At 70.9% G+C, this 12406-nt stretch carries 9 protein-coding genes; 6 read left to right on the top strand and 3 right to left on the bottom strand.

The genetic code is table 11. The annotated features are described in order from the left end of the window. The coding region (locus WH85_RS44475) for a sigma-70 family RNA polymerase sigma factor (protein ID WP_045748252.1) at positions 1–511 on the top strand (511 nt) is incomplete at its 5' end. 71 nt (positions 512–582) lie between these two features. On the opposite strand, the gene WH85_RS44470 is transcribed toward WH85_RS44475, so the two are convergent. Next, positions 583–1143: a YflT domain-containing protein gene (locus WH85_RS44470; RefSeq protein ID WP_045748255.1), complete on the bottom strand. Its 561-nt coding sequence runs from the start codon at positions 1141–1143 to the stop codon at positions 583–585. Positions 1144–1497: 354 nt separating this feature from the next. On the opposite strand from WH85_RS44470, the gene gsmA reads away from it, so the two are divergent. Both gsmA and WH85_RS44460 read left to right on the top strand, forming a co-directional pair. Then, positions 1498–2418 carry a sporangiospore maturation cell wall hydrolase GsmA gene (gene gsmA / locus WH85_RS47965; protein WP_052721266.1) on the top strand — a complete coding sequence of 307 codons (921 nt, stop codon included), beginning with the start codon at positions 1498–1500 and terminating at the stop codon, positions 2416–2418. Between the two features lie 70 nt (positions 2419–2488). Next, positions 2489–4858 (top strand): ATP-binding protein, encoded by a 2370-nt coding sequence (locus WH85_RS44460; protein WP_245674364.1) that lies wholly within the window; start codon positions 2489–2491, stop codon positions 4856–4858. Here the strand turns inward: WH85_RS44460 and WH85_RS44455 are convergent. Continuing rightward, positions 4827–5192, bottom strand: a complete 366-nt coding sequence (locus tag WH85_RS44455; RefSeq protein ID WP_045748251.1) for a response regulator — start codon at positions 5190–5192, stop codon at positions 4827–4829. The genes WH85_RS44460 and WH85_RS44455 overlap by 32 nt on opposite strands. A 121-nt stretch (positions 5193–5313) precedes the next feature. On the opposite strand from WH85_RS44455, the gene hrpA reads away from it, so the two are divergent. The 3 genes from hrpA to WH85_RS44440 all read left to right on the top strand — a co-directional run bounded on the left by hrpA (position 5314) and on the right by WH85_RS44440 (position 10563). Further along, positions 5314–9249: an ATP-dependent RNA helicase HrpA gene (gene hrpA / locus WH85_RS44450; RefSeq protein ID WP_045748250.1), complete on the top strand. Its 3936-nt coding sequence runs from the start codon at positions 5314–5316 to the stop codon at positions 9247–9249. A gap of 128 nt (positions 9250–9377) precedes the next feature. After that, complete coding sequence (locus WH85_RS44445) at positions 9378–9761, top strand: DUF6401 family natural product biosynthesis protein (protein ID WP_045748249.1); 384 nt, start codon at positions 9378–9380, stop codon at positions 9759–9761. A 64-nt stretch (positions 9762–9825) separates the two neighbouring features. Further along, positions 9826–10563 carry a LamG domain-containing protein gene (locus WH85_RS44440; protein ID WP_045748248.1) on the top strand — a complete coding sequence of 246 codons (738 nt, stop codon included), beginning with the start codon at positions 9826–9828 and terminating at the stop codon, positions 10561–10563. 996 nt (positions 10564–11559) lie between these two features. Here the strand turns inward: WH85_RS44440 and WH85_RS44435 are convergent. Beyond that, positions 11560–11805, bottom strand: a complete 246-nt coding sequence (locus tag WH85_RS44435) for a hypothetical protein (RefSeq protein ID WP_045748247.1) — start codon at positions 11803–11805, stop codon at positions 11560–11562. Positions 11806–12406: the final 601 nt, after the last annotated feature.

Below are 12406 nucleotides of genomic sequence, written 5' to 3'. Positions count from 1 at the left end.
CGGCTACGCCATCCCCACCATCATCGGTGAGATCAAGCGCCACTTCCGGGACCGCACCTGGTCCGTCCGGGTGCCCCGCCGCCTGCAGGAACTGCGCCTGGCCATCACCGAGGCCAACGCCACTCTCACCCACAGTCTGGGCCGGTCGCCGACGGTCGCCGACATCGCGGTCCACCTCGGGATCACCGAGGAAGAGGTGCTGGAGGGCCTGGAGGGCGCGCGGGCGTACAACGCGACCAGCCTCTCCACCCCGATCAGCAGCGACGGCACGACCGAGCTCGGCGATACCCTCGGCGACGAGGACCACGAGTTCGAGATCGCCGAGACCCGGGTCGCGCTGGGGCCGGCGATGGCCGCCCTGGACGAGCGGGAGCAGAAGATCCTGACGCTGCGGTTCTACGGCAACCTGACCCAGTCGCAGATCGCCGACCAGGTCGGCGTCTCCCAGATGCACGTGTCCCGGCTGCTCACGAAGGCGCTCTCCAAGCTGCGCCATCAGCTGGCCGACTAGAACGGCCTCCGGCATCTACGACGGCAGCCCCGAGGAATCCTCGGGGCTGCCGTCGTCGTCGAGTCTCGTGCTCACTCAGCGCCGGAGGCACGCCAGTTCAGGCTGACCAGCAGGTGCCGGGCCTCGTCGGCGACCTCGGCGTCGGCCAGCACCGCGTACTGGGCGGCCTGCAGCGAGCTGCGCGAGGTGAAGTCGCGGCGGCCGCCGGTCGCGGCGTGCGCGATGGCGCCGAAGACCGCGCCCCAGATCGCGCCGACCAGCACCGTGGTCACGATGACGCCGAACCAGCCGGAGTCGCTGAACAGGCCGAACAGCAGACCGATGAACAGACCGAACCACGCGCCGCTGGCCGCGCCGGCCACCGCGGCCCGCCCGGTGGTGAGGCGGCCCAGGACCGTCTCGACCAGGCGCAGGTCGGTGCCGACGATCTGGGTGCGCTGCACCGGGAACTTGTTGTCCGACAGGTGGTCGACGGCCTGCTGCGCCATCGCGTAGTCCGGGTAGGTGCCGACCACCACGGACGGTCCGGCCACGGTGTCGGCGGCGGACGCCTGGGCGGGCACCGCCGGGACGCCGGCCGGGCCGGGCGGGATCGGGGTGCCGGTGGCGACGGCCGGGTCCGGCGTCGTCAGCGGAGCCGCCGCGTCGGCGGGAACGGCCGGGGTGCCGGGAACGGCAGGGGTGCCGGGAGCGGCGGGAACGGCCGGGGCGCCGGGCTGCATCGGCGTGGCCGCCGGGCGGGTGTCGTCGGGCGAGATGGACATGGTGCCTCCCTGATGCGGAAACGAGGCGGCGGTCCGTCGCTTCGTTCGAACGCTGCCTGACGTCCGGTTTCCCCTCCGCTGCCGGTTTCCAACCGTGTCTGTCTTCCGGATCACCCCGTCGGCGGTGGAAGGCAACGGTTCTGCACCCGTGCGGCAGCCCCGCGTGCAACGTGCGGGCGGCACCTTCGTACTCGACGACGTCGTCGACCGAAGGAGGGCCTCTTGAGCTCAACCCGACGCCTGCTGGCCGGCTCGTTGCTGGTCCTCGCCGCCGGGTCCGTGGGGGTGCTCGCGCCCACCGCGGCATTCGCCAGTGGCGGCAGCACCGGCGACGTACGTGCCGGTGCTGCCGCGACGTACGTCACCGGGACCGTCCGCAGCTCCGCCGGCGGGGTCAACCTTCGTAAGGGCCCGTCCACGGTGTTCGCGGTGACCGGCAAGGTGAGCAACGCCGCCACGGTCAAGCTGGTCTGCTCGGTGCAGGGAGTCCAGGTCTCCGGCACCGTGCGCACGACCACCCAGTGGGACAAGCTGTCCACCGGGAGCTACATCTCGCACGCGTACGTCATCTCCGGCACGGTCAAGGCCTGCCCGGCCGGCACCACGCCGGTCGTGCCGGCTCCGGTCACGACCACTCCGGCACCCGCGGCACCGGCGCCGCAGTTGACCCCGCAGCAGTTCATCGCCGCCGGTGTTCCCGGCGCCCAGGCCGGCTGGCGTCAGTACGGCGTCCCGGCGTCGGTGACCCTCGCCCAGTCGATCCTCGAGTCCGGCTGGGGCCGCAGCAGCCTGTCGTCCGTCGACAAGAACTACTTCGGGATCAAGTGCCAGAACGGCAGCTTCGGGGTGCACGCCACCGGCTGCCACGTCGTCACCACGACGGAGTGCGACAAGGCCGGCAAGTGCTTCCAGATCCAGGACGGCTTCCGGACCTACGCCTCGATGGCAGCCTCGTTCCGCGACCACGGTCACTTCCTGAAGACCAACAAGCGGTACGCGCCGGCGTTCACGTACACGAAGAACGCCGACAAGTTCATCGAGCAGGTCTGGAAGGCGGGGTACGCCACCGACCCGGCCTACGTCGCCAAGGTCACCGGCATCATGAAGACCTGGAACCTCTACCAGTACGACACCTGGAAGTGATCGTCGCGGGGAACGCCCTCGTCGGCTGAACGTGGCCGGTGGGGGCGTTCTGCGGCTTACGCTCCGTATGGTGAGGCGACGCGATCCCGGTGCGCCGCGGACCGCGGGTCCGCTGGCAGCCGTCGTGGTGCTCGTCGCCGGTCTGGTCATCTCGGCGGCGGTGTCCGTGGTGCTGCGCGAGGCACAGCGGGACCGGGCCGGGAACGTGATGGATCAACGGCACCAGATGGCGCTCGCCGCCGTCCGCACCGAGATCGACCGGTACCGGGGCCTGCTGGACACCCTGGCCGCCGGGTTCTCCACCCGTGCCGAGCCGAGCTGGGAGGACTACGACGTCGCCAGCGCGCCGCTCGCCGACGCCGGTCTCCTCGGAGCCGCCGGGGTGGCGTACGTCGTGCCGGTCCGCACCGGCGACGTGGCCGCCGCCCAGAGACGGTGGCGCGAACGTGGCGCCTCCGGCCTGGTCCTGCGCCCGCAGGGCACCGGCGACGAGCACTACTTCTCGATCTACGCCCGGCAGCTCACCGAGGTCACCGGCCCCAGCATGACCGGCGTCGACCTGGTCACCGTGGCGCAGCCGGCGATGGCCATGGAGGACGCCCGCCGGTTGCACCGCACCACGGTCTCCGACACCTACGTGCTGCTGCGCGACCGCACCCTGCCGGCCGGCGGGCAGCAGCAGTCGCTGGTGCTGGCGGCGCCGGTCTGGACCCGGGAGAACGAGTCGGAGTTCCGCGGCTGGGTGGTGCTCGGCCTGCGCAGCGGGGACTTCCTCACCGGGGTGCTGGCCACCGTCGGGCAGGGACACCTGGGCGGCAGCCTGATCGTCACGAACAGCGACGGCAGCCGGGTGACCGTCGCCGACCGGGCCGTGCCGGGGGAGAAGGACCTGACCCGGTCGTCGGGCTTCGAGGTCGGCGACCACCGGTGGACCCTGGTCACCCAGGCCGACTCCGGCCGCCTGCCCGGCGCCGGCAGCGCCACCCCGCGGCTCGCGCTGGTCGCCGGCGCCGTCTTCTCCGTGCTGCTGGCCTGGCTTGTCTACGCGCTCGCCACCTCCCGGGCCCGGGCCCGCGACCAGGTCGAGGTGGCCACCGCCGAACTGCGGGAGGCCGAGGCGGACAGCCGCCGTCAGGCCGGCCTGCTCGGCGCGATCATGACGAGCATCAGCGACGGCGTGAGCGTGGTCGACGAGAACGGCCGGTTCCTGGTGCAGAACCCGGCGGCCCGCCGGCTCCTCGGCATGGAGGTGGACGCCCACCGGGGACCGCGGGACTGGCAGGAGCAGTACGGCGTGTTCCGCCCGGACGGCAAGACGCCGATGCCGTTGGAGGAGATGCCGCTGATGATGGCGCTGCACGGCGAGTCGCCGGACGGCGTCGAGATGCTGGTCCGCAACCCCGGCCGCCCGGACGGTGTGCTGCTGAGCGTGGACGGCCGGCCGCTGGACGCCAGTGCGGGCCTGCGCGGCGCGGTCGCGGTGTTCCGGGACATCACCGACCTGCGCCGGTACGAGCACGACCTGTCGATCTTCGCCGGTGTGGTGGCGCACGACCTGAAGGCGCCGCTCGCCGTGATCCGCGGACACGCCGACCTGGTCCTCGAGGACCTGGACATGTCCGGGATCGCGGCCGGCGCCCCGGAGGCGGACGAGATCCGCGACGGACTGCGGCGGATCACCGCGACCGTGGACCGGATGGACCTGCTGATCGAGACGCTGCTGGCGTACACCACCTCGCGGCACGCCCCGCTGCGCCTGGAGTCGGTGGACCTGACCCGGACGGCACGGGAGATCGCCGCCGAGCGGGCCGCGCACCCCGGTGACCGGCCCGTGCCGCAGTGGTCGGTGTCGCCGCTGCCGCCGGTCGAGGCGGACCCGGCGATGATCCGGCACGTGCTGGACAACCTGATCGGCAACGCGGTCAAGTACGTCCGGCCGGGCGGCACACCCCGGGTCGTGGTGTCCGGTGAGCGGACCGTGTCCGGGCTGGTCCGCATCGAGGTCGCCGACGCCGGCATCGGCATCCCGGACGCGGAGAAGCCGCGCATCTTCGAGTCGTTCCACCGGACCGAGGCCGCCGCGGGGTACGCCGGCACCGGCCTCGGCCTGGCCATCTGCCGGCGCATCGTGGAGCGCCACGGCGGCGAGATCGGTGTGGAGGACAACCCCGGAGGGGGCGCCCGCTTCCACTTCACCCTGCCCGCCGCGGTCACCGAACTGAAGGAGGAACCCGTGGTCGACACCGACCAGGACGACGAGGCGGTCCGTGCCGCCCTCGACCGCGCGCTCGCCGAACGAGCCGCGATCATGCAGGCGGGCATGCTGCCCGGCCTGGGCGGCTTCGAGCCGGACACCGATCCACGCGACGAGGCCCCGGTGGGCACGTCGCTGAGCGAGCAGGCCGGCCTCAAGCGGCCCGGGGCGGCAGCAGGTTCGTGACCAGCGCCAGCAACTGGGCCGGGACGAACGGCTTGAGCAGGGTGGCGGAGGCTCCGGCCGCCGTCGCCCGGTCGTCGCCCGGCATCAGCGCGCCGCTGGCCACCACGATCGGGATGTGCCGCAGGGCGGGGTCGGCCCGGATCGCCCGGCACAGCTCCAGCCCGGTCAGATACGGCATGTCCACGTCCGTGACGACCAGGTCGGGCCGGTGCTCCCGGATCGCCGCCAGGGCCGCCGCGCCGTCGGCTGCGGCCACCACCCGGTGCCCGGCGCGCTCCAGCGAACGCTGCACCACGTAGCGGATGTCGTCGTGGTCCTCGGCTACTACGATCACTGTCGGTCCCTCCCCGGTTGACGATGCATCCCCAGGCCTATCGATCGAAGGTGGGGCGGGGACACGGGGCGGTCTTAATCACCAGGCGTTTCGGCGAGGATCCGCCTATCCTTGCTGCGCCATGTCGATATCGCCGCCGCCTCCCGCCCTGTCCGAGCTGCGCACCCGGATCTCCGCCCTGCTACCCCGTGACGAGCGGCGCCTGCAGCGCCGTTTGGAGGGGACCCGCCGGATCCGTGACGACGCCGCTCGATCCGCCGCACTCACCGAGATAGCCACCGAGGTGGAGCAGGCGCAGGGGCGCCTGGAGAGCCGGCTGGCCTCGGTCCCCGAGGTGCGCTACCCGTCCGGGCTGCCGGTCAGCGCCCGCAAGGACGACATCGCCGAGGCGATCCGCGACCACCAGGTGGTCGTCGTCGCCGGCGAGACCGGTTCCGGCAAGACCACCCAGATCCCGAAGATCTGCATGGAGCTGGGCCGGGGTGTCCGCGGCCAGATCGGGCACACCCAGCCGCGGCGGATCGCGGCCCGGACGGTGGCCGAGCGGATCGCCGAGGAGCTGGACCGCCCGCTCGGGTCCACCGTCGGATACAAGGTGCGGTTCACCGATCAGGTGAGCGACGACACCATGATCAAGGTGATGACGGACGGCATCCTGCTCGCCGAGATCCAGACCGACCGGATGCTGCGCCGCTACGACACGCTGATCATCGACGAGGCGCACGAGCGCAGCCTCAACATCGACTTCATCCTGGGCTACCTGCGGGAGCTGCTGCCCCGGCGCCCCGACCTCAAGCTGATCATCACGTCGGCGACGATCGAGACGCAGCGGTTCGCCGCGCACTTCGCCGACGCCGCGGGCGAGCCGGCCCCGGTGATCGAGGTGACCGGCCGGACCTTCCCGGTCGAGACGCGGTACCGCCCACTGGTGACCACCACCCTCGAGGACGACGACGACGAGATCCGCGAGGAGCCGATCGACCAGATCGACGGCATCGCCGACGCCGTCGACGAGCTGGGCCGCGCCGGTGACGGCGACATCCTGGTGTTCCTCTCCGGCGAGCGCGAGATCCGCGACACCGCCGACGCCCTGGTCAAGAAAGACCTGCGCAACACCGAGATCGTCCCGCTGTACGGCCGGCTGTCCGCCGCCGAGCAGCACAAGGTGTTCGAACGGCACACCGGCCGCCGGGTCGTGCTCGCCACCAACGTGGCCGAGACGTCGCTGACCGTCCCCGGCATCAAGTACGTGATCGACCCCGGCACCGCCCGGATCAGCCGCTACTCGCACCGCCTCAAGGTGCAGCGGCTCCCGATCGAGCCCGTCTCGCAGGCCAGCGCCAACCAGCGCAAGGGCCGCTGCGGTCGCACCTCGGACGGCATCTGCATCCGGCTCTACTCGGAGGAGGACTTCGAGCAGCGCCCGGAGTTCACCGAGCCGGAGATCCTGCGGACCAACCTGGCCAGTGTCATCCTGCAGATGACCAATCTCGGACTCGGTGACCTCGGCAAGTTCCCGTTCATCGACCCGCCGGACCAGCGCAACATCACCGACGGCATCAAGCTCCTCGAGGAGCTGGGCGCGATCGAGGGCCGCAAGCTCACCCCGCTCGGACGCCAGCTGGCGCAGCTGCCGGTCGACCCGCGGCTGGCCCGCATGGTGATCGAGGCCGAGAAGCAGGGCTGCCTGGCCGAGGTCATGGTGATCGCCGGCGCACTGTCGATCCAGGACCCGCGGGAACGCCCCACCGAGAAGAAACTGCAGGCCGACGAGAAGCACAGCCGGTTCGTCGACAAGGAGTCCGACTTCTTCAGCTATCTCAACCTGTGGAGATACCTGCGGGAGAAACAGCAGGAGCTGTCCGGCAACCAGTTCCGCCGGCTCTGCCGTTCGGAATACCTGAACTATCTGCGGGTCCGCGAATGGCAGGACATCTACTCGCAACTGCGGCAGGTCGCTCGTACCCTCGGATTCGCCCTGAAGGAGGACTGGGAGGCCGGAGTCGCGCCACAACCGGTGCACACCGCCCTACTCGCGGGTCTTCTCAGCCACATCGGCATGAAGGACCAGGAGAAACGCGAATACATCGGTGCCCGGGGCGCCAAGTTCGCGGTGTTCCCCGGATCGGCCCTGTTCAAGCGGCAACCGCGCTGGGTGATGTCCGCGGAACTGGTCGAGACCAGCCGGCTGTGGGGCCGGGTGAACGCGCGGATCGAACCGGAATGGGCCGAGAAACTCGCCCCGCATCTCGTGAAGAGCAGTTATTCCGAGCCGCACTGGGATCGGAAGATGGGCGCGGTGATGGCCTTCGAGAAGGTCACCCTCTACGGCCTGCCGATCGTCGGTCGCCGCCGGGTCGGATACGGGAAGATCGATCCGGAAGTGGCCCGCGACCTCTTCATCCGGCACGCCCTGGTCGAACGCGACTGGGAGACCCACCACAAGTTCTTCGACGAGAACGACCGCCTCCTCCGCAAGATCGCCGAAATCGAGAACCGGGCCCGCCGCCGGGACATCGCCGTCGACGACGAGGCGGTGTACGCGCTCTACGACGCCCGGATCCCCGCGGAGGTGGTCTCCGCCCGCCATTTCGACGGCTGGTGGAAGAAGGCCCGGCATGAAACGCCCGACCTGCTCACCTTCACCCGTGAGGACCTGGTCAACGCGGGCCGGGACACGGTCGACCCGAACGCGTTCCCGGACGCCTGGCTCTCCGGTGGCATCCGGATGCCGCTGTACTACTCGTTCGAGCCGAACTCGCACGCCGACGGTGTCACCGTCAAGATCCCGCTCGACCTGATCAACAAGGTGGACGCGAACGACTTCGGCTGGTCCGTCCCCGGGTTCCGCAAGGACGTGGTGATCGCGCTGATCCGGGCCCTGCCGAAAGCGCTGCGCACCAGTTTCGTCCCGGTCCCGGACTGGGCCGAAACGGTCCTCAGCCGGATCCCGGCCCGCCGCGGACCGCTCCCCGACGCGGTCGGCGACGAACTGCGCCGGCTCACCGGGACCATCGTGCCCCGCGACGCCTGGCGCCCCGACCAGGTGCCCGAGCACCTGCGGATGAACTTCCGGATCGTCAACGAGGCCGGCGAGGTGGTCGGCGAGGGCCGCGACCTCGAGGTGCTGCGCCGCGAACTGGCGCCCAAGGTGCAGGCCACCATCTCCCGCGCGGCCGGCGACCTGGAACGCCGGGGGATCACCACCAACGACTTCGGCGTACTGCCCCGCAAGGTCGCCCAGGTCCGCGGCGGATACCAGGTCAACGTCTGGCCGGCACTCGTCGACGAGGGCGACAGCGTCGCGGTGAAGGTCTTCGAGGACGAGCTGTCCCAGCGGACGGCGATGGCGGCCGGCACCCGGCGGCTGCTGATGCTCACCCTGCCGCCGGCCGCCCGGTTCTTGCAGGGCCGGCTCGACAACCGGGCCAAACTCGAACTGTCCCGCTCCAACCCGAACAAGTCCATCGCCGACCTGCTCGACGACTGCGCCGGCGCCGCCATCGACAAACTGGTCGCCGACAACGGCGGCCCGGTCTGGTCGTCGATCGAGTTCGCCTCGCTGCGCGACCACGTCCGCGAGGACCTGGTCGACGCGGTCGCGAACGTGGTCACCCAGGTCCAGGCGGTGCTGGCCACCGCCTACGACGTCGAGCAGCGGGTGAAGAGTTCCCGCAACCCGACGCTGCTGCCCGCCCTGGCCGACATCCGGGTGCAGCTCAAGGGCCTGGTCCACCAGGGATTCGTCACCGAGACCGGCTGGCGCCAGCTGCACCACATGCCCCGCTACCTGCGCGGCATCGTGCACCGGCTGGACCGGGTCGGCGCGGGCCTGGGCCGCGACCGGCAGCTCACCGCGCAGATCCACGAGATCGAGGCGGAGTACAAGGAGTTGCTGGCCGAGGCGCCCCCCGGCGGACCGGCCGCGGAGGGCCTGCGGGAGATCCGCTGGATGATCGAGGAACTGCGGATCAACCTGTTCGCGCAGGCTCTCGGTACCCCCTATCCGATCTCCGACAAGCGGATTTACAAAGCGATGGACGCCCTTCCGCTCTGACGTTTCCGCAGCTCAGAGAGCTACCCGTGAGCGCGTTCGGTGGCGGTGGGTGGTGAGGGGGTCGCGCTTGAGGTGCCGTTCGGTCACGCCACTGTCGTGACCGGGCGGCGGCCTCTAGCGTTCTCCGCATGACGAACGAGAACATCGCCTTCGCCCCGATCACCGCCGACGTCGCCGCCTTCTGCCCGGCCCGCGCGTACCTCGACGAGATGATGGCGCGGGTGGGTGTGGACGGCCTCGCGGCCGCGTTCGCCGAGCCGGCCCTGCTGGCCCGGATCGACCAGCACGCGGCCGCGGTGCGCGATGCGCTGGGCGCGGCCGGCCGGGCCGTCGACGCTGAAGGACTTGCGGCGTACGCACGGAGCATCGTGGCCGGGGCCGTCCGGATGGGACGGCCCGTCCCGTCGGCGGGCGCCGCGCCCGCGTCGCGGTCGTCGTGGGGGCGGGCGGACTGGACGCTGCTGCGTCTCGTGGCGGTCTGCTTGATCGCCGAAGCGGGTGACCTGCTCTGACCCCGAACGATCTACTTTTTACGGACTTATCCCACTAAACCGTGCAATGGGGGATGTTTCTCCCATGAAGATCCTCAGGCTCTCGCTGCTCGCCGTCGTCCTCGCCATCCCGGCGTTCCTCAGTCCGGCGGCGGCCGCCCCGGCCGAAGAGCCCGCCCCGGCGGTAGTGGCCCGCTACGGGTTCGACGGCGGCGCCACCGACGGCAAGATCCCCGACCTGTCCGGCCGGGGCGGGGCCCTCACCGTCCGGTCCAACAACAACGGCGTCATCGCATTCACCAGCGGCGACGGCGGCCGGTTCGCCTCCTTCCCGGCCCCCTGCGCGGCCGGCGCCACCACCTGCGCCCGGGCGCTGCTCGAAGCCCCCGATGACGCCGACCTGAACCCGGGCGCCCGCAACTTCACCTGGGCCGCCGGAGTACGCCTCACCCGCGCCCAGCTGAACGGCTCCGCCAACGTCATGCAGAAAGGCGTGGCCAACGCCGACAGCCAGTGGAAGATGCAGATCGGCGGCAAGACCGGCCGCGCCCAGTGCGTGATGGTCGCCCGCGGCAGCGGCCAGGTGTTCATGGCCCTGTCCGCCAAGCCGGTCGCCGACGGCAACTGGCACCGCGTCGTCTGCCAGCGCTCCGGCACCAACCTGATCGTCTCCGTCGACAACGTGATCGGCGAACGCACCCCAGTCCCGGCCACCCTGTCGGTGGAGAACAACCGCCCGATGCGCGTCGGCGGCCCGAACTTCGGCACGAACAGCGACATGTACCACGGCCAGCTCGACGACGTGTACGCCCAGCTCGGCTGACCGGCAGTCCCCCCAACGGCCCCGGCTGGGCTGCCTGGTCCGTCCCACCGAGCACGCCCAGCCCGGGTGCCTGCCCCGGCCTGTGCCTGTCCCGCCCGTGTCGTCCGCGTCCCGTCTGTGTCCGTCCGCGTCGTGCCCGCCTCGCCCGTTCGGTCCCGGTCTCGTCCGGTGTCGTGCCCTTGTCGCCCGTGCCGTGCCGGTTTCGTCCGTGTCGTGCCCGCCTCGCCCGTTCGGTCCCGGTCTCGTCCGGTGTCGTGCCCTTGTCGCTCGTGCCGTGCCGGTCTCGTCCGTGTCGTGCCCGTGTCGTGCTGTCTCGGTTCGCCCAACTGGGCTGCGCCCACGGTCGTTCTCAGCTCGGGAATGGGCCGTAGTCGACGGCCGGGCCGGTCGTGCCGTCGTCCACGGTTGTTTTCGGCTCTGGGGTGGGCCGTGGGTGACGGCTCGGGGTCGTCCGGCCGTCGTCCGTGGTTGTTTTCGGTTCGCAGGCGAGCCGTGGTCGACGGCTGGGCCGGTCGTGCCGTCGTCCGCGGTCGCTTTCGGATCGTGGGCGGACCGAGGGCGACGGCCGGGGCGGCCGGAATGCCACCGAACCCATTCCGATCTCGGCGACGGGCCCCGGAGAAGCCGCGAGTGACTCAACGGCGCCGACGCACGAAGCGACTGGAGACGGTGCTCGGCAGACGTGATGGCAGCCCCAGCAAAGCCGATGATCAACTTGTCTGGCCAGGTGACTTCAGCCGCGCTGGGCGCCTGAAGTCACCACACCCCTGGTGGTGTGGTGATTACGGGCGTGCTGGACGCCCCAAGTCACCACACCCCTGGTGGTGTGGTGATTACGGGCGCGCTGGACGCCCGAAATCACCACGCTGTTGTGGGTGTGGTGAATTCGGGCGTGCTGGACGCCCGAAATCACCACGCTGTTGTGGGTGTGGTGAATTCGGGCGTGCTGAGCGCCCGAAATCACCACGGAGGCAGACCCTGACTGCGATTAGGTGTCTAGCTGCGGCGGAACGCGTAGGAGCGACCGCTGCCGGCGCTTGCGGCCCGGCCGGAACGGTCCCGGCCGGACTGGCGGCGGGCGGCCTGACGGCTGTCGCGGGCGCCGTGGTGGGCGGAGTCCGCGTCGGACGGCTGACCGGTCGACGTGTCGTCCGGCTGTGCCGTGCGGTGCAGGGCGGCGGCGATGTCCCGGCGGGCGAGATCGTCGAGATTCAGGTGTACGGAGAACGGCTGAGCAGGCATGAGAAACCTCCTGACGACTCCGCGGCCGGCGCGGGGTGGCGCCGGTGCGGGAGTGCGAGTTCAGCTCCACGGAGCGGCAGTCGAGTCTCCGGACTTCCCGCCACGGTCGATTCGTGAAGCAGGGCGAACCGGGGTCACGTGGCTGGGCCGAAGGCCGGGGACAGGGTTCTGTGGAGCACGGATGAACGGGGGCGGAAGGGCTGAACCCGCGAATCACAGCCGACCGGAACACCCCCACAGGAATGCGAGACAGATCCGGATCCGCACCACCGACCTCATCAGCAGCGCGCTGACTATCGAACGCGCCGCCGGAACCACGTGGCTGTTTGCCAAGAGGTGGTTCTTCGAGGTGGGGCCGCAGGTGCCCAGGAATCCATCACAGCATGCGCTCACGCTATCCCCGTCCATCTCGCCCCCGCCACCCATTTATCGAGAGCCCCCGCGGGCCGGCGGCGGGAACCGGGCCGGAGCGGTCGGTAGGTGGAGGGACCGGGCCGGAGCGGTCGGTAGGTGGAGGGACCGGGGCGGAGCGGTCGGTAGGTGGAGGGACCGGGGCGGAGCGGTCGGTAGGTGGAGGGACCGGGGCGGAGCGGTCGGTAGG

This window comes from Actinoplanes rectilineatus (assembly GCF_000962825.1).
Taxonomy (GTDB): Bacteria; Actinomycetota; Actinomycetes; order Mycobacteriales; family Micromonosporaceae; genus Actinoplanes; species Actinoplanes rectilineatus.
Note: the sequence above shows the minus strand (reverse complement) of the source record. Positions and strands in the feature narration are given on the sequence as shown.

Bases quoted from the DNA above. Each gene is read 5' to 3' on its own strand.
- hrpA (WP_045748250.1), top strand. From the start codon at position 5,314: ATGTCGATATCGCCGCCGCCTCCCGCCCTGTCCGAGCTGCGCACCCGG.
- WH85_RS44440 (WP_045748248.1), top strand. From the start codon at position 9,826: ATGAAGATCCTCAGGCTCTCGCTGCTCGCCGTCGTCCTCGCCATCCCG.
- WH85_RS44435 (WP_045748247.1), bottom strand. From the start codon at position 11,805: ATGCCTGCTCAGCCGTTCTCCGTACACCTGAATCTCGACGATCTCGCC.
- WH85_RS44445 (WP_045748249.1), top strand. From the start codon at position 9,378: ATGACGAACGAGAACATCGCCTTCGCCCCGATCACCGCCGACGTCGCC.